The organism is Fulvimarina manganoxydans (assembly GCF_900176465.1).
Taxonomy (GTDB): Bacteria; Pseudomonadota; Alphaproteobacteria; order Rhizobiales; family Rhizobiaceae; genus Fulvimarina; species Fulvimarina manganoxydans.
This window is the reverse complement of the sequence record NZ_FWXR01000020.1, coordinates 53,676-78,741: the sequence shown is the minus strand read 5'-3', so window position 1 is coordinate 78,741 and position 25,066 is coordinate 53,676. Positions and strand designations below refer to the sequence as shown.

23 protein-coding genes are annotated in these 25,066 nt (G+C 61.8%); 14 read left to right on the top strand and 9 right to left on the bottom strand.

Annotation, left to right across the window (positions count from 1 at the left end):
- The first annotated feature begins 78 nt into the window (after positions 1-78).
- From B9A15_RS17860 to B9A15_RS17845, 4 genes are all read left to right on the top strand, one after another.
- Positions 79-831, top strand: coding sequence for an AzlC family ABC transporter permease (locus B9A15_RS17860; protein ID WP_084411889.1), 753 nt, complete (start codon positions 79-81; stop codon positions 829-831).
- Positions 828-1,187 carry an AzlD domain-containing protein gene (locus B9A15_RS17855; protein WP_084411888.1) on the top strand — a complete coding sequence of 120 codons (360 nt, stop codon included), beginning with the start codon at positions 828-830 and terminating at the stop codon, positions 1,185-1,187. Before B9A15_RS17860 ends, B9A15_RS17855 begins: the two co-directional genes overlap by 4 nt.
- A gap of 143 nt (positions 1,188-1,330) precedes the next feature.
- On the top strand, positions 1,331-2,149 hold the full coding sequence (gene cysE, locus B9A15_RS17850; RefSeq protein ID WP_084411887.1) for a serine O-acetyltransferase: 819 nt from the start codon (positions 1,331-1,333) through the stop codon (positions 2,147-2,149).
- Between the two features lie 134 nt (positions 2,150-2,283).
- On the top strand, positions 2,284-2,493 hold the full coding sequence (locus tag B9A15_RS17845; protein ID WP_084411886.1) for a DUF3126 family protein: 210 nt from the start codon (positions 2,284-2,286) through the stop codon (positions 2,491-2,493).
- A 108-nt stretch (positions 2,494-2,601) separates the two neighbouring features.
- Here the strand turns inward: B9A15_RS17845 and B9A15_RS17840 are convergent, their stop codons facing one another.
- Positions 2,602-3,204: a transglutaminase-like cysteine peptidase gene (locus B9A15_RS17840; RefSeq protein WP_084411885.1), complete on the bottom strand. Its 603-nt coding sequence runs from the start codon at positions 3,202-3,204 to the stop codon at positions 2,602-2,604.
- A 636-nt stretch (positions 3,205-3,840) separates the two neighbouring features.
- On the opposite strand from B9A15_RS17840, the gene B9A15_RS17835 reads away from it, so the two are divergent.
- The 3 genes from B9A15_RS17835 to B9A15_RS17825 all read left to right on the top strand — a co-directional run bounded on the left by B9A15_RS17835 (position 3,841) and on the right by B9A15_RS17825 (position 6,355).
- Positions 3,841-4,806, top strand: a complete 966-nt coding sequence (locus B9A15_RS17835; RefSeq protein ID WP_084411884.1) for an aldo/keto reductase — start codon at positions 3,841-3,843, stop codon at positions 4,804-4,806.
- Between the two features lie 83 nt (positions 4,807-4,889).
- Positions 4,890-5,552, top strand: coding sequence for a nucleoside/nucleotide kinase family protein (locus tag B9A15_RS17830; RefSeq protein ID WP_084411883.1), 663 nt, complete (start codon positions 4,890-4,892; stop codon positions 5,550-5,552).
- A gap of 215 nt (positions 5,553-5,767) precedes the next feature.
- Positions 5,768-6,355, top strand: a complete 588-nt coding sequence (locus B9A15_RS17825; protein WP_084411882.1) for an NADPH-dependent FMN reductase — start codon at positions 5,768-5,770, stop codon at positions 6,353-6,355.
- 23 nt (positions 6,356-6,378) lie between these two features.
- Here the strand turns inward: B9A15_RS17825 and recG are convergent, their stop codons facing one another.
- The gene (recG, locus tag B9A15_RS17820) at positions 6,379-8,481 is read right to left on the bottom strand and encodes an ATP-dependent DNA helicase RecG (protein ID WP_084411881.1); all 2,103 of its coding nucleotides are present in this window, start codon (positions 8,479-8,481) and stop codon (positions 6,379-6,381) included.
- Positions 8,482-8,890: 409 nt separating this feature from the next.
- Here recG and B9A15_RS17815 point away from each other — a divergent pair, with 409 nt between their 5' ends.
- The 4 genes from B9A15_RS17815 to B9A15_RS17800 all read left to right on the top strand — a co-directional run bounded on the left by B9A15_RS17815 (position 8,891) and on the right by B9A15_RS17800 (position 14,736).
- Positions 8,891-9,190 (top strand): FAD assembly factor SdhE, encoded by a 300-nt coding sequence (locus B9A15_RS17815; RefSeq protein ID WP_084411880.1) that lies wholly within the window; start codon positions 8,891-8,893, stop codon positions 9,188-9,190.
- A 222-nt stretch (positions 9,191-9,412) separates the two neighbouring features.
- On the top strand, positions 9,413-12,922 hold the full coding sequence (gene mfd / locus B9A15_RS17810; RefSeq protein WP_084411879.1) for a transcription-repair coupling factor: 3,510 nt from the start codon (positions 9,413-9,415) through the stop codon (positions 12,920-12,922).
- 179 nt (positions 12,923-13,101) lie between these two features.
- The gene (locus tag B9A15_RS17805) at positions 13,102-13,767 is read left to right on the top strand and encodes a hypothetical protein (RefSeq protein ID WP_139798464.1); all 666 of its coding nucleotides are present in this window, start codon (positions 13,102-13,104) and stop codon (positions 13,765-13,767) included.
- Positions 13,768-13,848: 81 nt separating this feature from the next.
- Positions 13,849-14,736, top strand: coding sequence for an NAD-dependent epimerase/dehydratase family protein (locus B9A15_RS17800; protein ID WP_084411877.1), 888 nt, complete (start codon positions 13,849-13,851; stop codon positions 14,734-14,736).
- Between the two features lie 63 nt (positions 14,737-14,799).
- On the opposite strand, the gene B9A15_RS17795 is transcribed toward B9A15_RS17800, so the two are convergent.
- Both B9A15_RS17795 and B9A15_RS17790 read right to left on the bottom strand, forming a co-directional pair.
- Positions 14,800-15,846: a sodium:calcium antiporter gene (locus tag B9A15_RS17795; RefSeq protein WP_084411876.1), complete on the bottom strand. Its 1,047-nt coding sequence runs from the start codon at positions 15,844-15,846 to the stop codon at positions 14,800-14,802.
- Between the two features lie 124 nt (positions 15,847-15,970).
- On the bottom strand, positions 15,971-17,812 hold the full coding sequence (locus B9A15_RS17790; protein ID WP_084411875.1) for an extracellular solute-binding protein: 1,842 nt from the start codon (positions 17,810-17,812) through the stop codon (positions 15,971-15,973).
- A 288-nt stretch (positions 17,813-18,100) separates the two neighbouring features.
- On the opposite strand from B9A15_RS17790, the gene B9A15_RS17785 reads away from it, so the two are divergent.
- On the top strand, positions 18,101-18,736 hold the full coding sequence (locus B9A15_RS17785; protein WP_084411874.1) for an invasion associated locus B family protein: 636 nt from the start codon (positions 18,101-18,103) through the stop codon (positions 18,734-18,736).
- A gap of 156 nt (positions 18,737-18,892) precedes the next feature.
- On the opposite strand, the gene B9A15_RS17780 is transcribed toward B9A15_RS17785, so the two are convergent.
- Positions 18,893-19,408 carry a hypothetical protein gene (locus tag B9A15_RS17780; protein ID WP_084411873.1) on the bottom strand — a complete coding sequence of 172 codons (516 nt, stop codon included), beginning with the start codon at positions 19,406-19,408 and terminating at the stop codon, positions 18,893-18,895.
- Positions 19,409-19,654: 246 nt separating this feature from the next.
- On the opposite strand from B9A15_RS17780, the gene B9A15_RS17775 reads away from it, so the two are divergent.
- Both B9A15_RS17775 and B9A15_RS17770 read left to right on the top strand, forming a co-directional pair.
- Positions 19,655-19,813 carry a YqaE/Pmp3 family membrane protein gene (locus tag B9A15_RS17775; protein ID WP_084411905.1) on the top strand — a complete coding sequence of 53 codons (159 nt, stop codon included), beginning with the start codon at positions 19,655-19,657 and terminating at the stop codon, positions 19,811-19,813.
- Between the two features lie 87 nt (positions 19,814-19,900).
- A complete protein-coding gene (locus B9A15_RS17770) occupies positions 19,901-20,677 on the top strand; it encodes an alpha/beta fold hydrolase (protein ID WP_084411872.1) in 777 nt (258 codons plus the stop codon).
- Positions 20,678-20,739: 62 nt separating this feature from the next.
- Here B9A15_RS17770 and B9A15_RS17765 read toward each other — a convergent pair whose 3' ends face one another.
- The 4 genes from B9A15_RS17765 to tyrS form a co-directional block, all read right to left on the bottom strand.
- Positions 20,740-22,053 carry a M23 family metallopeptidase gene (locus B9A15_RS17765; protein ID WP_084411871.1) on the bottom strand — a complete coding sequence of 438 codons (1,314 nt, stop codon included), beginning with the start codon at positions 22,051-22,053 and terminating at the stop codon, positions 20,740-20,742.
- A gap of 208 nt (positions 22,054-22,261) precedes the next feature.
- Positions 22,262-23,104: a ferritin-like domain-containing protein gene (locus B9A15_RS17760; RefSeq protein ID WP_084411870.1), complete on the bottom strand. Its 843-nt coding sequence runs from the start codon at positions 23,102-23,104 to the stop codon at positions 22,262-22,264.
- Positions 23,104-23,577 (bottom strand): peroxiredoxin, encoded by a 474-nt coding sequence (locus B9A15_RS17755; RefSeq protein ID WP_084411869.1) that lies wholly within the window; start codon positions 23,575-23,577, stop codon positions 23,104-23,106. The genes B9A15_RS17760 and B9A15_RS17755 overlap by 1 nt, the downstream gene beginning before the upstream one ends.
- Positions 23,578-23,710: 133 nt before the next feature.
- A complete protein-coding gene (gene tyrS, locus B9A15_RS17750; protein ID WP_084411868.1) occupies positions 23,711-24,961 on the bottom strand; it encodes a tyrosine--tRNA ligase in 1,251 nt (416 codons plus the stop codon).
- Positions 24,962-25,066: the final 105 nt, after the last annotated feature.

Here is a 25,066-nt window from a genome sequence, read left to right as displayed (position 1 = left end):
GGTATGGCCGATCGCCGGACCGGCTTTCTTATCTTCACCATTTGCAGTCGGCGCAGCACTCGTCGATAAGCTCGGCCTATGGTCACCTCCGACGACTCGATCGATCAAGCCGCTTCGCAGGGCGAGCGGTTCACTTGGTTTCTGCGCGGCATGCGCGGACTCGTTTCCGCGCCGGCACTCATCCTGATGTCGGCCTTTCTTGGCTTTGCCGGTCTGTGTCGCGAGGCGGGAATCACTTGGATCGAGGCCAGCTTTCTCACGCTAACCGTCTGGGCGCTGCCCGCGCAGATCATCATTCTAGGGGCCGTGGTCGCCGGGGCTTCGCTCCCGGCCGCCGCTTTCGCGGTCACGCTCTCGTCCGTTCGGCTGATGCCGATGGTGGTCGCGCTGATGCCGGAGCTGCGGGGGGCGCAAAGCCGAAAGGGCACGCTCCTTTTTCTGTCGCATTTTGTTGCCGTCACCAGCTGGGTCTTTGCCATGGAGCGGCTCAGATCTGTCCCACGCAATTGCCGGACAAGTTATTACGCCGGCTTCGCGGTCCCGTTGACGCTTATCAACACGGTGATTGTCGCCATCGTCTTCAACCTGATGGACGAGCTCCCGGCCATGGCGACGGGCGCGTTGGCTTTTTTGACACCCGTCTATTTCCTCTGCTCGCTCTATGGCTCGGCGCGCGAGACCTCCGGCCGTATGGCTTTGGGGAGCGGTATGTTGGCGCTGCCGATCGGCCACTGGCTGGCGCCGGGCTTCGAACTGCTCGTTGCCGGCCTTCTTGGCGGCGTGGTCGCTTATCTCTTAGGGCGCGCGATCGATGGGCGGCGCGTGGCATGATCTCCGATCTGAGCTTTCACGGCATCGCGGCGTCCTGGTGGCCCTTTGCCTTCATCCTTCTGGCGGGTTGGCTGCCCACCGATATCTGGCGCTATCTGGGCGTCCTGACTTCGGGCCAACTCGACGAACATTCGCCGCTCGCCGCGATTTCGCGAACGGTCGCCACGGCTCTCGTCTCGGCCGTGATCGGACAGCTCGTCTTTTATCCGACCGGTGCCATGGCCGATTTTTCCCTACCGGTCAGACTCGGCGCGCTTGGCCTCGGCTTCGTCGCCTATCTGACATGCGGCCGCCGGGTCCTTGTCGGCATCCTGACGGCGGAAGCAATTCTGTTTGCAGGGACCTTTTTCTCCTGAAAGCAGACATCGGCACGTCACCATTCCTTGCCGCCGGGCCTTCTCTGCCGAGAAAGTGACGCTCAACCACTCCCGACTAGGCGATTGTTTCTTATGTTGGCGTCATGGGCTATACCCGCTGAGCTTTGCTCGAAGGAGACGACATGAGCCAGGTGCCACTCGACAATCGCGATCCGATCAAGAGCTGCGATCCGATCTGGGCCGGCATTCGCCGCGAGGCGGGCGAAATGGCAGAGACCGAGCCCGACCTTGCGGGTTTCGTCTATTCCACCGTTCTCAATCAGCGATCCTTTGAGGCGGCGCTCTCCCATAGGATCGCCCAACGGCTCGATCACCCGGATGTGCCGGCCCACATGATTGTCCAGGCCTTCGAAGCCATGTTCCGGGCCGATGGGCAGGTCGCCTCGATCGTGCGCACTGATATTCAAGCGGTCTATGACCGGGACCCGGCAACCGAGCGCTATATCGAGCCGCTGCTTTACTACAAAGGCTTCCACGCCATCGAGACGCATCGGCTCGCTCATTGGCTATGGAACAATGGTCGTCGGGACTTCGCTCTCTTCTTGCAGTCGCGGTCGTCCTCTGTGTTCCAGACCGATATCCACCCGGCGGCCCGTATCGGCCGTGGGATGTTCCTCGATCATGCGACCGGTCTCGTCGTGGGCTTCACGGCGGTGATCGACGATGATGTGTCGATCCTTCAGGACGTAACGCTCGGCGGCACTGGCAAGGAGTTCGGGGATCGGCATCCCAAGATCGGCAAGGGTGTCCTGGTCGGGGCAGGAGCCAAAGTTTTGGGCAATATCCGGATTGGGGATTGCTCCAAGATCGCCGCCGGATCGGTTGTCTTGAAAGAGGTGCCCCCCTATTCAACGGTGGCTGGGGTGCCTGCCAAGGTGATCGCGACCAATGAGGGCTGCGCTGAGCCATCACGGCAAATGGACCAGGGTTTGGAGCGCTGAGCTTCGTCGAACCCACCGGCATCCACAACCAACCACATGCCCGCAGCCGGCGATCTGGTGTTCCGGCCAGGAATCGTTTGCCTTGCGGGGAAAGCGCCTAGCTATGGGCGAAACCAATTCACGAGGGACAGGACGTGAAGCCTGACGAGATCCGCAAACTCGACGCATATCTGAAACGGACCTTCAAAGGGGTCGATATCCAGGTCCGTACTCTGCCCAAGAAGGGCGATACGGCGGAGGTCTACGTCAATGACGAATTCGTCGGGACTTTGTCGAAGGATACCGAGGAGGGTGAGCTATCTTACCACCTCACCATGACGATCCTCGATATCGACCTCGAATAGTATTGAGGCTCGGTCGAGAAATCTTCGGTTCGAGACGGCGATGACAAAAAGGGCTTACCGCTTTTCGGCGGTAGGCCCTTTTTGGTTTCGGGTGTGCAGTTTCGCGAATTAGCGAAGGCTGCCGACGAGGAGCGAGCGATCGTCAGAGATGCCGACCCATTCGCCTGCGTTTCGCTCGGACTGGCGCTTCAAATAGAGATACTCGGTCTCGTACCAGGGCCGCACCTGATCGGCGAGATTGTCGAGGATCATGTCACCCTTGTCGGTGCGCACCGTCAGAACGGCGTGGCCCTCGCCATTCGACTGCAGCACCACGGTGATGAGAAGGGCGGAAGTCGGGAAACCCGCCTGCTGCAGCATATATTGCTTCAAGAGAACATAATCTTCGCAGTCGCCTTCGCTTGTCGGATAAGACCAGACATCGGCTTTGCCGTGGATTGCCATGTCCTCGCGCGGGAAGATGCTCGAATTCACCGCATTGTTGACCTCGACCAGCGTCTTCCAGTTAGCGCCGGTCAGCGGTACGGCGTTGGAGACACGCTGGGGTTGGCATGCGGCCCGATAGCGCTGGCAGAACTCGTAATGACCGATGGGCTGCGATGTCGTACCCGTCGTGACCATGGAAGCCGTGCGTGCCGAAGCCGCTCCGGTCAGAGCCAGGCTAGCGAAAGCTGCGAGAGCAGCAATGCCGAAAGTTGCTGTGCGGTTCATTGGTGATCTCCCCGTTGTTGAGAAGACGATGCGCCGCGATCCTTTGCTTTCGAACCAAATTGCACGAATGCATTTGAGTAAAAATGTCCGTATTCCCCGATCGTCATCAGAAAGAATTTGAAGATACTTTAGTTCGGATTGTCAGTGCGCCGACTACGCGGCGTTTACCAAATTGGCTGATCCAAGTTCGATTGAGCGGAAGTAATTGAAATCAAAGCATTTTCGAAAAATCAGCATGGTCAATGTTGTATGACCGTAAGCCTATAAAATAATGCGATGTATCGGATGGTTGCTTGGCGAGACGGTTTCGGTCGTAGTATTGCGACCGTCCCCGCCTCATGGTCGTCTCGACGACGCGTCTTTTGCTCGGGTCGTGGTTTGCCATTGATCACCGCAATCGCAACAATTCTAACCGATGATCGATCCGCGATCCGCCAAACGGATTTTTCGTTCGCCCGCCATGGGCCTCGAACGGCTCCCCGATCGGCTAGTGTCGTGATATGCCGCCTATCGATCGAATTCATGCTGCCGCCGCGCGATTCAGTTGGGCAGTGTGAGAGCGCAACTGGCGAACCCGCCTGATTTTGATACGTCCCCTCGAAGCAGTCGGGCGCATATCTGACGAGAAAGAGTGGTATGAAGAAGAAACCCATCGGCCAGACCGGGCTCGAAGTGACCGCGATCGGCTTTGGTGCCTCCGGCCTCGGCAATATGCCGGATACCTACGGTTACGAGGTTGGCGAAGAGCGGGCGCGCGAGACGATCCATGCCATTTTCGATGGTGAGGCCAATCTTCTCGATACCGCGCGCGCCTATGGCTTCGGCCGGTCGGAAGCGCGGATCGGCGCAGTGATCCGCGAACGCGGCGGCAAGATTCCCGAGGGTTTCGTTCTATCCACCAAGCTCGATCGCGACATGGAGACCGGCCGTTTCGATGCCGCGCGGGTTCGCCAGTCGATCGAAGAGAGCCTGACGGCCTTGGGCCTCGACAAGGTTCAGCTTCTCCATCTCCACGATCCCGAATATGCCCGCGACCTGACCGAGATCACGAAGGAAGGCGGCGCTTTCGACGAACTCTTCAAGCTGAAGGAGGAGGGGATCGCGGATGCGGTCGGCCTTGCCATGGGCCGGATCGATCTGATGTTTCCGCTTTTGAAGGAGAGGCCCTTCGATGCGTTGATCAGCCATAATCGGTTTACGCTGCTCAACCGCTCGGCCTCAAAGATGTTCGATTATGCCTATGAGAACGGGATCGCGATTTTGAACGCGGCCCCCTATGCGGGCGGCGTCCTCGCCAAGGGCAGCGCCGAGATGCCGCGCGTGACCTATCAGGAGGCAAGCGACGAAGCTCTGGAGCCGGTTCGCCGCGTCGAGACGACCTGCGCCCGCCATGGGGTCGCGCCAGGTGCGGCGGCACTTCAGTTTTCCATGGACGATCCGCGCATCGCCTCGACCATCATCGGCGTGTCCAAGGCGGAACGGGTGCGGCAGACCGTGGATTGGGCGTCTGCGTCGATTCCAAGCGATGTGTGGAGTGAGCTCAAGGACCTTCCGTTCTCGAACGAGGACCCGGAAGCCGATCGCGAATATCGGCCGGGTTGATCCTTCGAACGGTCACGGCCGAGCCCCGCAAGAACAAGGCGATGGCGCGAGGAAGCAGGCGTCAATCAGGGAGATGATCGTTCATGACTGCCAAGACCTGGAGGGATGCGCCGGCGATCGAAGCGGAAGCCTTTGTCGAAGCCGTCCTCGCTCTACCGCAGGACCGGCGGCGCATCGTCGCCGTCGCCGGTTCGCCGGGGTCGGGCAAGAGCACTTTCGCCGATTGGCTCTGCGACGAGCTTCTCCGCCATCGGCCAGGCGAGGTCGCGGTCCTGCCGATGGACGGCTTTCACTATGATGACATGGTCTTGAATGCGCGGGGGCACCGGCCGCGCAAAGGCGCGCCGCATACCTTTGATGCTGGCGGTCTGAAGATCATGCTCGACCGCCTTTCGAGCGACGCGGAGGACGAGGTTGCGGTGCCGGTGTTCGATCGGTCGATCGAGATCGCAAGGGCCGGGGCTCGGATCATTCCGCGAAGCGCCCGCACGATCATCTTCGAGGGCAATTATCTGCTTCTCGACGATCCACGCTGGGCGCCATTGCGCTCCCGCTTCGACCTCTCCGCAATATTGGACGTGCCGGAGGCGGAGTTGCGCCGGCGATTGACCGAGCGCTGGATCGGCTATGGCCTTGCCGGCGACGTTTTGACGGAGAAGCTGGAAGGCAACGATTTCCCCAACATGCGCCTCGTCTTGGAGCAGAGCGTCGCGCCCGACCTGCGGATTGTCTTCGAGCCGGCCTGAGCCGCGCGACCTCGCGCCTTCGTGGCCGCTCGTCGCGGATATCGGTTGTCTCGAGAGGCGAGAGGCCGATACAGGCGCCATCTTGTGCGGTGCGAAGTCGGCAACAAATAGGGGGCCAATGATTTCGACCGAAGCGGCCTTCGGCCAGCGGTTCGCGCACCGACCGGTCATCGACGCGGCACGCCAATGTCATAAATATCTGAAGGAGATAGAACATGCCAACAGTTGCCGTCATCAACGGTTCGCTTCGCCGCGATTCGATCCATCGCAAGCTTGTCGAAAGCCTGGCGAAGCTCGCGGGCGACCGTCTGACCTTCCATTTCGTCGAGATCGGCGATCTGCCGCTCTATAATGACGATCTGTGGCCCGAGCCGCCGACATCTGTCCTTCGCATGAAGCGCGAGGTGGAACTCGCCGACGCGGTGCTTTTCGCCTCGCCGGAATATAACCGCTCCTTCTCGCCGGCTCTGAAGAATGCCATCGATTGGGGCACGCGGCCCTATGGCAAGAACAGTTGGCGCGCCAAGCCGGCCACGGTGGTCAGCGCAAGCCCCGGCGCGATCGGCGGCGCGGCTGGCCAGCAGTCCCTTCGCGCTCTCCTGACCGTGGTCGACACCGTTTTGATGGGGCAGCCGGAGATTTATTTCAGCTACAAGGCCGAGGCCTTCGACGAAGCCGGCAATGTGGTCGACGAAAAGGTAAAGGCCTTTTTCGAGACCTTCCTCGATCGTTTCGCGACCTGGATCGAGCGGACGAAAGAGCCGGTCGTCGATGCCCAGCCCGATTCCCAGAAGATCGCCTGAGATCGACAATGGAGGAATGGCGGTCAGCCCGATCTCAAAAGGCGGACCGCCTCATCCTTGCCGAACAGATAGAGAAGCGTGCGCAGCGCTTCGCCGCGTTCCGACTTCAGATCCGGATCCTGATTGAGCATAAGGCGGGCATCGTCCCGAGCGATCTCCATCAGGTCGGCATGATGTTCGAGCTTGGCGAGGCGGAAGAAGGGCATGCCCGACTGCTGGGTGCCGAGAAGGTCGCCCTCGCCGCGCAGCTTCAAATCCTCTTCCGCAATGCGGAAACCGTCCTCCGTTTCGCGCATGATCTTGAGCCGCGCCTGGGCCGTCTGGCCGAGAGGCGGGCGATAGAGCAGGACGCAGGACGAAGGTTTGTCGCCGCGGCCGACCCGGCCCCGGAGCTGATGAAGTTGGGATAGGCCGAAGCGCTCGGCGTGTTCTATGACGATGATGGACGCGTCCGGCACGTCGACGCCGACCTCGATGACCGTCGTCGCGACGATGATCGCTGTCTCGCCGCTTTTGAAAGTGGCCATCGCGGCGTCCTTGTCCTCGCCGCTCATCCGCCCGTGGACGAGGCCGACCTTGTCGCCGAAGAATTGGCGCAGCACGCCGGCCCGCTCCTCGGCGGCCGTCAGATCGCTCTTCTCCGACTCCTCCACCAAAGGACAGACCCAATAGACCCGGTCGCCCTGTTCGATCGCCGAGCCGATGCGCTGGACAATATTGGGCAGGCGTTCGTCGGGTAGGGCGACCGTGGTGATCGGCTTGCGGCCCGCCGGTTTGCCGGCAAGGCGCGAGACATCCATATCCCCGAAGGCCGCGAGCACCAGCGTTCGTGGAATGGGTGTCGCGGTCATCACCAGAAGATCGGCGCGCTTGCCCTTCTCGGTCAGGGTCAGACGCTGATGGACCCCGAAGCGATGCTGCTCGTCGACCACGACGAGGCCGAGATCGTGATAGTCGACGCCTTCCTGGAAGAGCGCGTGGGTGCCGACGACGATCTGCGTCTCGCCGTTCGCCAAACGCTCCAGCTTTCGCGCTCGCGCCTTGCCGGTGTCGCGACCGGTCAGAAGTTCGAGGTGAAGACCGACCGTTTCGCAAAGCTTCGATAGGCCGAGTGCGTGTTGGCGTGCGAGAATCTCGGTCGGCGCGAGCAGGGCGGACTGGACGCCAGCTTCCGCCGCGCGCGCGATCGCCATCAGCGCGACCACCGTCTTGCCGGCGCCCACATCGCCTTGCAGAAGCCGCAGCATGCGCTCCGGGCTCTTCATGTCCGCGTGGATTTCGGCGATGGCGCTTTCCTGAGCGTGTGTCAGTGAGAAGGGCAGGGCCGATTGCAGCGCGCTGACGAGATGTCCGTCACCGGACAGGCTTCGCCCGGAGAGCGCCCGCATTTTTCGCCGCGACAAAGCGAGCGCCAGCTGGTTTGCCAGGAATTCGTCATAGGCGAGGCGACGCAAGGACGCGCCCGATGGATCGAGATCGATCGCGTCCTGTGGATCGTGAAGCCGCTTCAGGGCGTCCGCGAAACGGGGGAAGGTCTGGCGGGCGACAACGCTTTCGTCGATCCACTCGTCAAGACTGGGCAGGCGGGACAGGGCTTCCGAGATCGCCTTGCGAAGCACCTTGCCCGAGAGCCCGGCGGTCATCGGATAGATCGGCTCGACCAAGGACAATTGCTCTGCCTCGGCGATCGGGGCGACGAAGTCCGGATGGACCATCTGCGCCCGGCCGTTGAACCATTCGACCTTGCCGGAGACGAGCATGGTTTCGCCGATGGGGAGAAGATCTTCCAGCCAACGCGGCTGTGCGCGAAAATAGGTCAGCGCGATCTCGCCCGTCTCGTCCTGGGCGTAGACGCGGTAGGGCGACGTCTTTTGCGCCCGGCCCGGCGGCTGATGGCGATCGATGCGCAAGGTGAGCGTCACGATCGCGCCTTGGCCGGCGGAAAGAACCTCGCTGCGCTTGCGCCGATCGATCAAGCCGCTCGGCAGATGAAACAAAAGGTCGCGCACGCGCACCGTCTGGCCATGGCCGACCAGCAAGGTCTGCAGCAGCCCCGCGAGCTTTGGCCCGACGCCGTCGAGCGAAGTGATGGCGGCAAAAAGAGGATCGAGAACGGTCGGGCGCATGAGCGCGAGGTTTGGCGGGGCGCGGCTTGAAGCGCAAGAGGCTGAACGTCTCGCTTGGCCTCCACTGAAGATGTTGCAACCCGAACACGCTTCGATGACAGGCGTTTGAACGGCCCCATTAACGCTTCATTCACCGTCACCTTGGACCCTCGGGGATGAACGACATGTTGAAAGGGGGACCTCACATGCAAACGATGAAACCCGCACGCGCCACGGCATCTCCGAGCCTCGGCATCGCCGTTGCCTTTCTGATCGCTGGTCTGCCGATCGCCTGGATGATGCTCGGCTGAAAATGACCACCTGCATCCTGTCGTCGCATGTAGGCGGCGCCGGGATGCGCGGTCAGCCTCGAAGGCTGACAGCCGACCAGCCATTTCCTATAAGCGGCCTCAGACAAAGAGGCTTTTCCATGAAAACCGGCATGCAACGCTCGTCGAGCGATCTCGACATCAGGCGCCGCAAGGCGCTGTTCCGCTCCTGGCATCGCGGGACCCGCGAGATGGATCTGGTGCTCGGCCGTTTCGCCGATGCCGAGATCGATCGGCTTACCGATGCCGAGATGGATGTCTATGAAGAGCTGATGCTCGCGCCCGATCCTGAGATTTTCAAATGGGTTTCGGGCGAAAAGCCGGTGCCGGGCAATTACGACACGCCGGTTTTCCGACGCATCCAGGAATTCTATACGCGCTTTGCGTCGGACGAGAGCTGACGGTCTCTCGGCTTTTCCTTGCGCGGGTCAAGTCCCCGCGCGGCGAAGCCGCTGGGCTTATTGGTTTACGGGCCTGAAGGCCATTATTCAGCTTATTTTCGCGATCGAGGGTGCGGTCTTCGCCGAAGCGGCCTCGTTGAGAACCGTCTTTGCCCTTGAACCTGCCGGCCTGACGCCCCAAAGAACAGGCATGGAACGCACGGTCCCCGAAGGACGACATTCATGAGATTGCCCGACGCGCTGAAACGAGCCCTGAAGAAGGGCGGCGGGATCGAGATCGGCAATGTGCTGGACGGCACGGAAGCCTTTCTGATCGCCGAGATCGCGCGCGAGCGCGGCGGAAAGACGCCGATCCTCTACGTCATGCGCGACGGCAACCGCATCGCGGAGGTCGAAGAGGGACTGCGCTTTGTCGCGCCCGATCTTCCGGTCCTGACACTGCCGGCCTGGGATTGTCTGCCCTATGACCGCGTCGGACCGTCCGGCGATGCGGCCGCGCGGCGCTTGTCGGCGATGACGGCGCTGAACGATCTGCGAGCCAACCCGCATCGCGCCGTCATTCTGACCACGGCCAATGCGCTGATCCAGAAAATGCCGCCCGCCAAGCGCCTGGCCGAAGAGGCGATCAACGCCAAGGCCGGTGCGCGGGTGAAGATGGACGACATCGTCACGGCGCTCTCGCGCGGCGGCTTCGAGCGCGTCTCGACCGTGCGCGAGCGCGGCGAATTCGCCGTCAGGGGTGGCATTCTCGATCTTTTCGCGCCGGGTGCCGAGGAGCCTGTGCGGCTCGACTTCTTCGGCGACACGTTGGAGACGATCCGGGCCTTCGACCCGGCGACCCAACGCACGACGGAACAGCGAAAGAGCTTCGAACTCGCTCCGGTTTCGGAAATCTCCTTGACCGAGGAGACGATCAGCCGATTTCGCGGCAATTACGTCAAACGCTTCGGCGCGGCCGAACGGGGCGATGCGCTTTATGCCTCGATCTCGGAAGGCAAGCGCTTTGCCGGCATGGAGCATTGGCTGCCGCTCTTTTACGAAAGCCTCGACACGGTCTTCGACTATGCGAAGGGTTTTCCGATCGTTCTCGACCATCTGACGACGGAGTCGGTCGCCGAGCGCCGAGCCGCGATCGAGGATCATTACGAAGCCCGCAGACGCACAGCCGGCGCGGGGAGCGGTGAAGCGGTCATCTACAATCCGGTCGAGCCGCGCGAACTCTATCTGACCGACGACGAGCTCGCTGGCGAACTCGCCATCGCCGATCCGATCCGCCTGTCGGCCTATGGCGTCAGCGATGCGGCGATGCGGGACGTCTATAATCTCGACGTCACGCGCGGGCGCTCCTTTGCCGCCGAACGCCAGAGCGAGGACGTCAATGTCTTCAAGGCGGCGGTCGACCATATCTCCAACGAGCGGGCCAATGGTCGGCGGGTGATCCTCGCGGCCTGGACCGAAGGCTCGCGCGATCGCCTCACCCAGGTTCTCGAAGAGCAGGGCCTTGGAAACGTCAAACAGGTCGCGAGCCTGAAACAGGCAAACGAGGCGCCGAAGAACCTCGTCGTCACCGCCGTCTTCGGCCTCGAAGCCGGCTTTGAGACACCGGACATGGTCGTCGTCGGCGAGCAGGACATTCTGGGCGACCGTCTGGTGCGGCGCTCCAAGCGCAAGAAGCGCGGTTCGGATTTCATTTCCGAAGTCTCCGGTCTCGATGAGGGCGATATCGTCGTCCATGTGGATCACGGCATCGGGCGCTTCGTCGGCCTGAAGCAGATCGAGGCGGCGGGCGCGCCCCATGACTGTCTCGAACTGCGCTATGCCAATGACGATCGGCTGTTTCTCCCCGTCGAGAATATCGAACTCCTGTCGCGCTATGGCGGGGAGGGGACGGAAGCCGTTCTCGACAAGCTCGGCGGCGGCGCCTGGCAAGCGCGCAAGGCCAAGCTGAAGAAGCGCCTTCTCGACATGGCCGACGGGTTGATCCGCATTGCGGCGGAACGCCATATGCGCGGCGCGCCCAAGCTCGCCCCGCCCGAAGGCCTCTACGACGAGTTCGCTGCCCGTTTCCCGTACGAGGAGACGGAAGACCAGATGAACGCCATCGATGCCGTGGTCGACGATCTCTCGGCCGGGCGGCCCATGGATCGGCTGGTCTGCGGCGATGTCGGTTTCGGCAAGACCGAAGTGGCACTGCGCGCCGCCTTCGTCGCGGCGATGAATGGCTTGCAGGTGGCGGTCGTCGTGCCGACGACGCTCCTTGCCCGGCAGCATTTCAAGACCTTCTTCGAGCGCTTTCGCGGCCTGCCGCTCAATGTCGCCCAGGCCTCGCGCCTCGTCACCGCGAAGGAACTTCAGGCGACGAAGAAGGGCATCGCCGACGGAACCGTCGATATCGTCGTTGGCACTCATGCCCTTCTCGGCAAGGCCGTCAATTTCAAGAGCCTCGGCCTTCTCATCATCGACGAGGAGCAGCATTTCGGCGTCAAGCACAAGGAGCGGCTGAAGGAACTGAAGTCGGACGTCCATGTCCTGACCTTGTCCGCGACGCCGATCCCGCGAACCCTGCAGCTCGCCTTGACCGGCGTGCGCGAACTCTCGCTGATTACCACGCCGCCGGTGGACCGCATGGCGGTCAGAACCTTCGTCACCCCCTTCGATCCGCTGGTGGTGCGCGAGACGCTTTTGCGCGAGCGCTATCGCGGCGGTCAAAGCTTTTATGTCTGCCCGCGCCTGTCTGATCTTTCCGGCGTCAAGGACTTCCTCGACGAGCACGTGCCGGAACTGAAGGTCGCGATCGCTCATGGCCAAATGGCGGCAGGCGAACTCGACGACATCATGAACGCCTTCTACGAAGGCCAATATGACGTGCTTCTGTCGACGACCATCGTCGAATCCGGCCTCGACATCCCGACGGCCAATACGATGATCGTCCACCGGGCCGATATGTTCGGCCTCTCTCAGCTCTATCAGATCAGAGGCCGCGTCGGCCGGTCGAAGCTTCGGGCCTATGCGCTTCTGACAATCCCGGCGAACAAGACGCCGACCAAGGGCGCGGACCGCCGGCTGAAGGTGTTGCAGTCGCTGGATACGCTCGGCGCGGGCTTCCAGCTCGCCACTCACGATCTCGACCAGCGCGGCGCCGGCAATCTTCTCGGCGACGAACAGACCGGCCATATCAAGGAGGTCGGCTACGAACTTTATCAGCAGATGCTGGAAGAGGCGGTCGCGGAGATGAAGGGCGTCGAGCCGGAAACCTCCGGCCAGTGGTCGCCGCAGATCACCCTCGGCACCGCCGTGATGATCCCGGAAGGCTATGTACCCGATCTGTCGCTGCGCATGACGCTCTATCGCCGCTTGGCGGAACTCGCTGAGATCCGCGACATCGACGCCTTCGGCGCCGAGCTGATCGATCGTTTCGGACCGATGCCGACCGAGGTCGAGCATCTTTTGAAGGTGATGGTCATCAAGGCCCTGTGCCGGAAAGCCAATATCGAGAAGCTCGATGCCGGCCCGAAAGGCCTCGTCGTCACCTTCCGCGACAAGAATTTCGCCAATCCGGCTGCCTTGGTTCGCTATATCGCCGAACAAGGCGCGGCGGCGAAGATCCGGCCCGATCAGTCAATCGTTCTTATCCGCGATTGGGCGACACCCGAAAAGCGCCTCAACGGCACGGCGACGATCGCAAACCAACTTGCCCGGATGGTCGACGAGGCACAGAAGAAGGCCGCTTGAGACTCACGCGCCCGGCACCACTTGTGAAGCGACCGCGCTTTGCAGGCGAGCTCAGCGTCATGACGTTTCGGTCTCGAAAAGTTGGGGCCTGAAACAGGCTGCGCACGCGCCGGGAGCGCCTTATCTGCGCCCTGGACCCGAGCGCGCGAGCCCGGCGTGAGATCACGAGGAGACGACCGATGAGGCCCATTTCGACCCTTTGTGCCATGGGGGCGCTGACTGCTTTGTGGGGAGCGCTCGGGGCGGCGCCGGCCTTGGCGCAGGAAACGACCACGCCCAAAGAGATAGCCCCTCAAACCGGATCGGAGGCGGATGAAAAGGCTGCGACACCGTCGCCCGTCCCGCCGAAGGAGGCGACACAGCCCGTCCCGGCGACTTCGGCCAGCATCGCCGAGCAGCTGCGCAATTCTCAAATCTGCACCCCGCTCGCCTTCGACCTCAACGATGTCGCGGGCCTCTTCGGCTTCACCAAGCCGAGCTTCGTGCCGATCGACACCAATCTGCGCTGGGACAAGAACTCCCATTCGGTCGAACGCTTCCAGTCCGATGGCGTCACCTGGGAGGCGACGATCGATATCGGCTGCCAACCGGCCTCGAACGGCAAGGTGCTGGAATATATCGGCCTGACGCCGGAGAGGCTGCGCTTGCCGGGCAAAGCGCTCTGCGCCGGAACCATGAACGATGCCGGGCAGATCGGGGCGGCCGATTGCACGATCGAAGGAACGATCGTGCCCTATGTGGCAAAGACGATCGATCTCGAAGGCCGTATCGAGGCGGCGTTGACGGGACCGGCTCGGGGCGATGCCGCCGATCCGCTCGGCGAGACCCAAGATCCGGCGCAGTAAGCTCGCCACCCACGGAATTCGTCAAGACGATCGATCCATATCGGAAACGGCCTGCGCGATCAGGCCAAGAAGGGACAGTTTATGACCAAGCGTATCGCGTTTACCGGTGGCTCAGGCAAGGCAGGGCGTCATGTCGTACCGTGGCTGCGAGACAAGGGCTACGACATTCTCAATCTCGATCTGACGCCGCTCGAGTGCGAAGGCGTCTCGAATCTCGTGACCGACATCACCGACGGGGCCCAAGTCTTCAATGCCCTGACAAGCCATTTCGGAATGGATGGTTTCGAAAAGGGCGCGCCGCCGAAGCCGGTCGACGCGGTGGTTCATTTCGCCGCGATCCCGCGCGTCCTGATCGAGCCGGATGACGTGACCTATCGCACCAATGTTCTTGGAACCTATGCTGTGATCGAGGCGGCGATGAAGCTCGGCATCCGCAAGGTCGTCATCGCCTCGAGCGAGACCACCTATGGCGTCTGCTTCGCCGAGGGCGACAAGGATTTTCATCAATTCCCGCTGGAGGAAGACTACGACATTGACCCCATGGACTCCTACGGCCTGTCGAAGGTCTGCAACGAAAAGACCGCGCGCGCTTTCGCCATGCGCTTCGGAGCCGACATCTATGCGCTGCGCATCGGCAATGTGATCGAGCCGCACGAATATGATGCCTTTCCCGGCTATGTCGCCAATCCGATGAGCCGCAAGCGCAATGCGTGGAGCTATATCGATGCTCGTGATCTCGGCCAGATCGTCCATCTGTGCCTGGAAAAGGACGGGCTCGGCTTCGAGGTCTTCAACGCGACCAACACGACGATCACGGCCGACATGCCGACGCGCGAATTCCTCGAGAAATACGCGCCGAACACGCCAATCACGCGCGAGCTCGAAGAGTTCGAAGCGCCACTGACGAACCGGAAGATCCGCGACGTGCTCGGCTTCGTCGAGGAGCACAATTGGCGCAAATACGTCTGATCCAGAGCGTTAGAACCGGCATCGGGCAAGCGCCCGATGTCCGGTCGTCGGCCCGGCAGCCGATCAGCCTTCCATTAGAAGCCCTGAGAGAAGGCTCGTCACCCCTGTGCTTTCGAGCGTCACCCAGATGACCATCGCGGCATAGAGGACGAGAAGAAAGACGCTTTCGCGCTTAGTCAGGATCATGCCGGTCCGCATGAGGAGGAAGAGGGCAATGGTGGCGACGGTCAAGAGGCCCATCATGGGCGCGGCGACCGAGAAATTGATCACCGTCGCCCCGGCGATGAGAACACCGGCGGGGATCGCGACGAGAAGGTCGAAGATATTCGAGCCGAGAACGTTGGCGATTGCCGGCACGCCCTCATTCTTGCGCGCCATGCGGATCGACACGAAGGCGTCGGGGACCGACGTGCCGGCCGCAACCACCGTGAAGCCCCAAAGGAAGCTCGGCGTGCCGAACATGTCGCCGAGTTCGATCGCCGAGCGCACCAGCGCCTCGACGCCGATCACGATGACGACGAGCGAGGCGAGGAAGATCAGCCATTGCCGGCCGACGCGCGTTCCCGGCTCCGGCTCGTCGCCCGGATTCTCCTTGGCCTCCAGATATTGCACGAAGACATAGAGAGCGTAGAGGCCGACCGGGATGAGGGCAAGAAGCCGGGTCATCTCGCCGGCGATGACGCCTTCGCCCTCCGATTGGGCCGGAAAATAGATCACGGCAAAGGAGAAGGTGACGAGCAGCACCGCCACCGAGACCATGTAGAACTGGGCTTCCTTATAGACGATCTCGCGATCGGCTTCGAGCCGCTTGGGACTGAAGAGGCCGGCAAGGGCCGGGATCACCAGAATGTTGAAGATTGCCGAACCGACGATCGCGGCAACGCCAAGCTGGAACTCGCCATGGACAAGAGCCGAAAGGACGGTCGTCGACAGCTCCGGGAAGCTCGAGCCGACGGCGACGACGATCGCTCCATGAACGACAGGCGGCAGCCTATAATAGATCGACAATTTTTCGCTGGAGGATTCGAGGAGGCCGCTCCCCTTCCAAATGATCGCCGTGCCTATCGCGGCGATCGCAAACCAGATCCAGACCGAGTCGAACACATGCACCCCGCTTCGATGGCGTCGAGGCGGGGAGCTAGGGCGTTGTCCTCTGCGGCATAGCGGCCCGGTCCAGGCTTTTGCGTGTTTTCGCAGGGCCGCAATCGGGTAGCGCTAAAGGTCAGCTACCTGATCAGCGCTCCAGCCAGAAGCTCGGCAACTGATAGCCGTAGAGCGGCGTTGCTTCCGGATGTTTGACGAAATTCCATCGGGCGAGCCGCTGTTTCGGCAGATAAAAGAGCGGTACCATGTAATGGCCCGAAATCAGGACGCGGTCATAAGCCCTGACGGCGGTGACGAAGTCCTCGCGGCTTCGCGCATTGACCATCGCGTCGATCATCGCATCGACGGCCGGATCGGCAACGCCCGCATAGTTGAAGGTCCCTTGGAGGTCTTTAGAGATCGAGCCCCAGCGATAGACCTGTTCGGCGCCCGGCGACAACGAGCTCGTATAAGCGCCGACGATCATGTCGTAGTCGAAGGTGTTTTTGCGGGCCTGATATTGAGAATCATCCACTTGGCGGACCGTAACCGATATGCCAAGGCGGCCAAGCGTGCGCTTATAGGAGAGGGCGAGGCGCTCCTGCATGGGGGTTTGAGCGAGAATCTCGAAGCTCAAGGGCGTGCCGTCCGGACCGACCATTTGGCCCCCTTGAAGACTGTAGCCCGCCTGTTTGAAGAGGCCGAGCGCAGAGCGCATCACCCGGCGATCCGCGCCAGAGCCGTCGCTCACCGTTGGCTTGTAGGTGCCGTTCATCACCTCCGGGTCGACCGCATCGGAAAACGGCGCAAGAAGCACCTTCTCCGCGTCGCTTGCGGGAACGCCGAGAGCCGAGAGCTCTGAATCCTGGAAGAAGGAGCCGGTGCGCCCATAGGCGTCGTAATACAGGTTCCGATTGGCCCATTCGAAGTCGAAGAGCATCGAAAGCGCCTTGCGGACCTCGCGGTCGGCGAAGATCGGTCGGCGCGTGTTGAAGACGAAGCCCATCGTCAGGGCCGGCGTTCCGGCCTCGAAAGTCTCCTTGACGACGCGTCCGTCCTTGGCGGCCGGAAAATCATAGGCCGTCTCCCAGTGAGATGGATCGCCTGTGACCGTCGGACCGCCTTCGTTATAGATGTAGCTGTTCCCCTTCTTGAAGGCCTCGAACTGGGCATTCGCATCGCGATAATAATCGATGACGATCGCATCGTAGTTGTCGATGCCCTGCTTGATCGGCAGGTCGCGGCCCCAATAGTCCGGGTTCTTGCGATAGGTGATCTGCTGGCCCGGCTTGACGTCGGCGATCAGATAAGGCCCCGAGCCGATGACGGGCTCCAGCGTCGTGCGCTCGAAGGTCTCCCGGTCGAAGGCATGCTCGGGGAGGACGGGAAGGCCGGCGATCAGAAGCGGCGTTTCCCGTGTTGCGGTCTCGTCGAAGGTGAATCGGACGCCGTGCTCACCGACCTTCTCGATCTTCACCGCCGGGCGCAGCCAGTTGGCATAGAAAGGGCGGCCATGCTCGCGCAGCATCTCGACCGTGAAAAGGACGTCCTCGGGACGGACCGGTTTGCCGTCGGAGAAGGTCGCCTTGGGATTGAGCTGAAATTCGACAAAGGTCCGCTCCTCGTCGGTCTTCACCGTCTCGGCCAGAAGACCGTACATGGTGAAGGGTTCTTCGGGCGAGCGCTGCATCAATGGCTCGAAGACGAGATTGCCGAATTCCTTGTCGAACCAGATGCCGCGTGCGGTCGTCAGCGCGCCGCGCACGATGACCGGATTGAGATTGTCGAAGGTCCCATAGACGCCATACCGCATGGTGCCGCCTTGCGGCGCATCCGGATTGACGAAGCCGAGATGGTCGAAATCGGCGGGCAGGGCCGGCTCGCCCTGCATGGCGATCCCATGAGACGGCGCGGCTTCGGCGAAAGGCGATGCGAACGCCGCGCCGAGGAGAGCGATCACGCCGGCAAGCCGGTAGATGGGGGTCGTCCGCATGAAAGATCCGCTCCGAGACGTGGTGGTATTCTGTGCGGCCGGTTCTAAAGCATTCGCCGAAAAACAGGGAACCGGTTTTTTGCAAAGGCGCCGATGGCGACAAAGCAAGGCCGCGCAGGCCTTTTCAAAGAAGGAGTGAGGCGGGGCGGGCGAAGAGACGGGCAGGCGCGATCGGCCCTTTCGCCAGCCTTCAATTGGCCTTATTTGCGTCCGACGTCGCGCCCCGTTAATGAACCTCCGACATTCATTCGTCAGATGCATTGCCCCAAAGGAACAGAGGCCAAACTGATGCTCCGCCAGTCGACCATTTCCCTCAAGACGATGGCCGCCGGGCTCCTCGGTGCCGTCACCCTCGCCGGCGCAGCTTCGGCCCAGCAGCAGGCAGATGCGCCTCAGGTCGCGCCGGCTGAATGGTTCAAGGTCTGCTCCCAGCAGGGCGAGAACGAAATCTGCAACACGCAATATACGCTCGTCGCCGATACGCGGCAGCTGATCACGGCCGTCAACCTCATCGAGGTGAAGGGCAAGGTCAATCAGAAGGTCGTCCAGGCCGTCGTGCCAACGGGCCGCGTCATTCCGGCTGGCGTGCAGCTGAAGGTCGATGAGAACGCGCCGACGACGCTGAACTATTCGGTGTGTTTCCAGGATCGCTGCATCGCCGAGGCACAGCTGACCGACGCCGTGGTCAATTCCATGAAGCGCGGCAAGCAAATGATGGTCACCTCGATCAACTTCCAGCGTCAGCCGAACCCGGTCCCGGTGACGCTGACGGGCTTCACGGATGCCTATGATGGCGAGCCGAAGGCGGCACCGGAAATCGCGCAGCGTCAGCAAGAGCTGAACGACGCTCTCCAGCGTCAGGCCGAAGAGCGCCGGAAACGCTTCGAGGAAGCGCAGGAAGCCGCAAAAAGCAACGGTGGCTAAAGTCTGAACGAGGCTTTGGCGCAGCGACGTCCCGCCGAGACCATATATAGTTATGTTTAACGGGAGCCCGATCGTCTTCGGCTCCCGTTTTCGTATTCCGCATCAGCTCTTTCGAACGCCTTCGAACGCTGATTGAGGGCTCGTCAACCAGCCGGATCAGGAGCGCTCGAAGCTGAGATCCGATACGATGACCGGCTTTCCGTCGATCTGGTCGATCACCTGGATGGAGAAGGTGTTGCCGCCTTCGTGGCGGATCAGCATGCGGGCCTTGTTGTCACCGTAAATCTCGCGGCCCCACGTGACTTGCAGATCCAGGGTCGAGTCCTTGCGCTGACCGGAGAGGCGTGCCGGACCGCTCTTGGCGCCGCGATAAACTCCCGTATAGGCACCGCCTTTCGGGTCACGGCTCAGATCGGCACCGAACTCCCGCGAGAAAACCAGCATGGCGCGGCATCTCGCATTCAAGGAGAAGGCGTTCGCCTTGGTGCGAGCGCCCGCAGCGTCACAGGAGACATTGACCGGCGCCGGCATCGTGTCGAGACGGACGCTTCCGCCGCCAGACCAGTTGCCGTTGAATCGGTCGAAGTAGCTCGTCTGAGCAAAGGCAGAGAGGCCGGTTGCCAAGAAGGCGGCGGCCGCCAGAGCACCCGAGAGGCCGTGGATTTTACGCATGAATGATCATTCCTCCTGGACGCTGTCCTTCTCTCACCTTTGCCGAGGCCATCATGCTCCGAGGGCGAGAACGTTTGAAATCGATACGGTGTCTATCGGACGTGATAGGCAATATCATGATGGGAGAGACGCCGAGATTCGAACTGGAAGGCGATCGGCGCGGAGGTCCTCGAACGGAACGGGCGCGCCGAACGGGCGTTACTGGGCGTGAATTCGAAGATTATCGAGCCTCAGGAGACAAGCTTCATGGACATCGTGCGCATCATCATCGCCATTCTTCTTCCGCCGCTCGGCGTCTTCATGCAGGTCGGCCTCGGAAAACATTTCTGGATCAACATCGTCCTGACCATTCTCGGCTACATCCCGGGTATCATCCACGCCGTGTGGGTCATTGCCAAATATTGACGTCCCGGCCGAATCCGACCAACTGACCGAAGCTGCACAGGACGTTCTCGAGCGAAATTCGAGCACGGCGACGGAAAGGATCCGGTGATGGTTGGGACGACGGGACGCTTCGAGCATGACGGTGTCGAGATCGCCTATCTCGACCAGGGCGAGCCCGACGCACCGGTCGTGCTGCTCGTCCATGGTTTTGCGTCCTCGATGCGCGTCAACTGGATCGATCCGGGCTGGGTCCATGTTCTGGTTCGCGCCGGGTTTCGGTGCCTTGCCTTCGATCATCGTGGCCACGGCGCGAGCGACAAGCCGACGGACGAAGCGGCTTATACGCCGGACAGGATGGTGGGCGACGCGCTCGCGCTTCTTGATGCGGCCGAGGTGAAGTCCGCAACCTTCTTCGGCTATTCGATGGGTGCGCGCGTCAGCGCCTTCGCCGCGCTGATGGCTCCCGAGCGAGTTGAAAAGCTCGTCCTTGGCGGCCTGGGCTACGGCCTTGTCGCCGGCGTCGGCGATTGGGACCCAATCGCGAAGGCTCTTCGAGCACCAAGCCTCGACGATGTCGCCGACGAGCGAGGGCGCATGTTCCGCGCCTTTGCCGACAAGACGAAGAGCGACCGGTTGGCTTTGGCGGCCTGCATCGCCCATTCCCGCCGGGAATTGAGCGAAGACGATGTCCGGCGAATCGAACAACCGACGCTAGTCGGAGTGGGCACGAAGGACGACATTGCGGGCTCGGCCGAGCGTCTGGCGGCGCTTCTGCCGAACGGCCAAGCCTTCGAGATCAAGGGCCGAGATCATATGCTCGCCGTCGGCGACAAGACATTCAAAGCAGCTGTGCTGGATTTCCTGGACGCCTCCGAGAGCGCATAAGCGGCTGACGGGAGGCAACCGAGCCCGCTTGTCGAGTGGCTCTCTTTGGTCCTTGCGCGTGCTTAGACAAGGTCTTTCAGGCGGCGCCCCGTGCGAATGAAGCGCATGGGGTCGATCGCCTGGTCGTCGCGTCGAACCTCGTAGTGCAGGTGCGGCCCGGTGCTTCGCCCGGTCGATCCGACAGCGCCGATCTGCTCGCCCTTCTCGATCGTCTGTCCGACGGAGACGGTGATGCGCGACATGTGACCGTAGCGCGTATGAATTCCGTTTCCATGGTCAATCTCGACCATCATGCCATAGCCGCCCGACGATCCGGCTGACACTACTTTACCGGGCGCCGTCGCATGAATCGGCGTGCCGCGGCTCGCCGCGTAGTCAATCCCAGAATGTAGAGCGCGCCGACGCAGAAACGGGTCGGACCGAACGCCGAAGGTTGACGAGATGAGTCGCGACGACATCGGCGCGTCGAAGGGCAGGCTTGCGCTGAGCGCTCGGACATCTTCGAGCCGCTTCAACGCGTCTTCCAGATCTTCAAGCTGTTCGTCGAAATCCTCGGGAACCGGCTCGAAGGGGCCACCAAGAGCAAGATCGCCGCCCGGCTCCACCTCCAATCCCACATCCGCCAAGAGCGAAGCGATCTCAATCGTCTTATCGATCGCTTCGTTCGTCAGGATGCGCAGGTCGGCGATCATCTGCAACTCGGCATGGTCAATCGCCTTGCCGACCTGATGCAGGGTTTCAGCGGAAAGTGCGAGATCGGAATTGCGGATCGAGGCTGTCGCGAAGGGATCGAGGAGCTTCGTCGCGTTCTTCGCATCCTTGGCCGGTGTCGCCGCAGGATTTACGGAGGGCGCCGCCTCCGGCTCTTCACCGATCGCAGCGGCAAGCCCGTCGAATGGGTCCATCTCTGCGGTTTCCGGTTTTGGCTGGGGAAGGGGAATGCTCGCCGGTTCCGCGTCGCCAAGAACCCCGGTCTCGCGGGCTCGCTCGATCAGCGGCTCCAGGCGCAAATAGCGTTCGGCAATCATCTTCTGCTGATTAAGCAGGATGTCGACTTTCGATTCGACCATCTTTTGAGCGACGATCTGGCGGCTGGTCGCTTCGTCGAGTTGGGAGCGCAAGGCCGCGATCCGATTCTCGTAACTTTGTCGCACCATATGGTCGGATGGCAAAGCGGGCGCGCCGGTCTCGTTCGGTATCGCGAAGGTGAGAATGGCAGCGCCGAGTCCGGCCATCACGGCAAGGCCCGCTGCGCATTTGAGGGCAAGTCCGTGGGTCAGCGTCACATGTCGAACGGTGTCGCCATGAGCGAGGACGACCATGACCGGATTCCGCCTGCGGCCGAAGATCTTCGCTTGTCCGCCTTCAGCCATCATCGCGCCCGATCCGTCCGTCTCCGCCTTATGGTGTTTGAAGGCGAGCGTCTCCGGCGAACCATCGGCAGATGTTCGGCTTTACGAGATTGGCCTTCGGCGTGAGCGCATCGGATTCAACCGAGGGCCACGCTTCGCCAATAGACAGGGTTAAGGTTAACCAAACCTTTCAGGACCTGAGAAGCGATCACCGAAATTCGCAACGCAAGTTCTAGCCGAAGCTGGAATTGGAGAGCGGAGACAATGTGCGGTAGAAACTCGGTGTCAAACCCGCTTCGGCCCTGGCGAGATCGTTGAAGGGTGGTTTGACTTCTCCGTGAAACAAGCTGCGGACCAGCGCCTGGAAGCGCGCGGCGGGATTGATGCGCTCCCGCGCACACAGGAAGCGAAACCATTTGGCGCCGACAGCGACATGACCCTTCTCGTCCTCATAGATGATTTTGAGGATCGCCGCCGTCTCTTCATCGCCCACCTCGTTGAGCTTTTCGATCAGGGACGGCGTTACGTCGAGACCGCGTGCTTCGAGGATGAGGGGAACGACGGCGAGACGCGCCGAAAGATCGTGGCTGGTTGCCCCGGCGGCCTGCCAGAGACCGTCATGGGCGGGCAATGCGCCATAGAAGGAGCCGAAGCTCTTCAGACGCTCCGAGAGAAGCGAGAAATGCTTGGCCTCCTCAAAGGCGACGGTCATCCAGCCATCGAAGAAGGAGCGGGGAACACGCTGATCGGCAAAGCGCGCGACGATGTCGAGGGCGAGATCGACCGCGTTGAGTTCGATATGACAAAGCGCGTGGATCAACGCGATCCGACCGGCATCCGTATGGACGGACCGGCGCTTGACGGTTTTTGGCGGGACGAGGTCTGGCTTGTCAGGCCGCCCCGGACGCGACGGCACCTTTGGGTCGGTTGGTGCATGAAGGCCGAGGCGACGGGCGAACCAAAGCTCCGTGGCCGCTTGGGTCTTTGCGACCTTCTGGTCGAGATCCGCCTCGGCCAGGGCCGAGACGGCAGCCTGGCGCAAGGTCACGAAGAGTTTTGGATCCGCCGGGGCCATCAGGACGACGAATGGGCTTTCGCTGCTTCGAGGACGGCCTCGGCGTGGCCAGGGACCTTCACCTTGGACCACAGTTTCGCGACCGTGCCATCGGCACTGACAAGCACAGTCGTGCGTTCGACACCCATATATTTCTTGCCATACATCGACTTCTCGACCCAGACCCCGCAGGCCTCGAGAAAGATCTTCTCTTCGTCGGAGAGGAGGCGCACCTTGAGATCGTGCTTCTCGATGAACTTCACGTGCTTCTTCACCGGGTCGGGTGACATACCGATTACCGGCACGCCGAGGGCGTCAAAATCGCTCGTGAGGCCGGAGAAGGCGATCGCTTCGCTGGTGCAGCCGGAGGTGTCGTCCTTCGGGTAGAAATAGAGAACGAAGGGTTTCCCTTTGAGATCGGCGAGGGTGACCGTCGCACCGGTCTGATCGGGCAAGGAGAAGTCGGGAAGGGCGGAGCCTTCGGCAAGCGCCATGGGACAATCCTCATTCTGGTCGTTGGAGCGGTATTCACGAGACAATTGGCCCCCGCTCCGTATCCGGCAAGCGACCGACGCCGGAGAATCATCGTCCCGCGCGGGCCTGTCTCAATTTGCCTGTCTTGCCCGCTCAGACGGGCCGGACGAGCACGTGCTTCTTGCGCCCCACCGAAAGCTTGACGACGCCCTCGGCCAGCTGAGCATCAGACACCGTCATCCGCTCGTCCGTGACCGGCTCGTCGTTCACGCGAACCGCATTGCCCTTCACATGCCGGCGGGCCTCGCCATTGGAGCCGGCGAGCTCAGCCGCAACGAGAAGGGCGAGAAGACCCATGCCGCCGGCGAGTTCCGACTGCGGCACCTCGATGGTCGGCAGCGTCTCGGCGAGCGCGCCTTCCTCGAAGGTCTTGCGCGCCGTCTCCACCGCCTCGTCAGCCGCTTGGCGGCCATGGAGCATCGCCGTGACCTCCGTCGCGAGCACCTTCTTGGCCTCGTTGATCTCGGCGCCGCCGAGATTGGCGAGGCGCGCGATCTCGTCCAGGGGCAGAACGGTGTAGAGCTTCAGGAAGCGCTCCACATCGGCATCCTCGGTGTTCCGCCAGAACTGCCAGAAGTCATAGGGGCTCTTCATATCCGGGTTCAACCAGACGGCGCCATCGGCCGTCTTGCCCATCTTGGCACCCGAAGCCGTGGTCAGGAGCGGAGAGGTGAGGGCGTAGAGCTGGGGGGAGCCCATGCGGTGGCCGAGATCGATGCCGTTGACGATATTGCCCCACTGGTCCGATCCGCCCATCTGCAGCCGGCAGCCGTAACGCTTGTTCAATTCCACGAAGTCGTAGGCCTGAAGGATCATGTAGTTGAATTCGAGGAAGGAGAGCGACTGCTCCCGATCGAGCCGCAGCTTCACCGAATCGAAGGACAGCATGCGATTGACCGAGAAATGCCGGCCGACATCGCGCAGAAATGACACATAGTTGATGCCGAGCAGCCAGTCGGCATTGTTCACCATCATGGCGTCGGTCGGCCCGTCGCCAAGCGTCAGATAATTTTCGAAGCCGCGCCGGATGCCGGCCAGATTGGCCTCGATCATTTCATTGGTCTGGAGCTTGCGCGCTTCGTCCTTGAAGGACGGATCGCCGACCATGCCGGTGCCGCCGCCCATCAGAGCGATCGGTCGATGGCCGGTCTGCTGCATCCAGTAGAGCATCATGATCTGCATGAGCGAGCCCACATGCAGGCTCTTGGCCGTCGGATCGAAGCCGATATAGCCCGTCACCGTCTCGGTCCGGAACAGATCGTCCAGCCCCGTTTCGTCGGAGATCTGGTGGATGAAGCCGCGCGCGTGGAGCGTGGCGAGGAAATCGGACTTGAAGCCGCTCATCGTCGGGTTCGCTTTCGTCAATGGCAAAGCGCGCCGAGGGTGATCGGGCCCCGGCGCATCGTGTTTTCGTCGAGGCCCTTTCGGACCATGCGCTCAAAGCGCCGG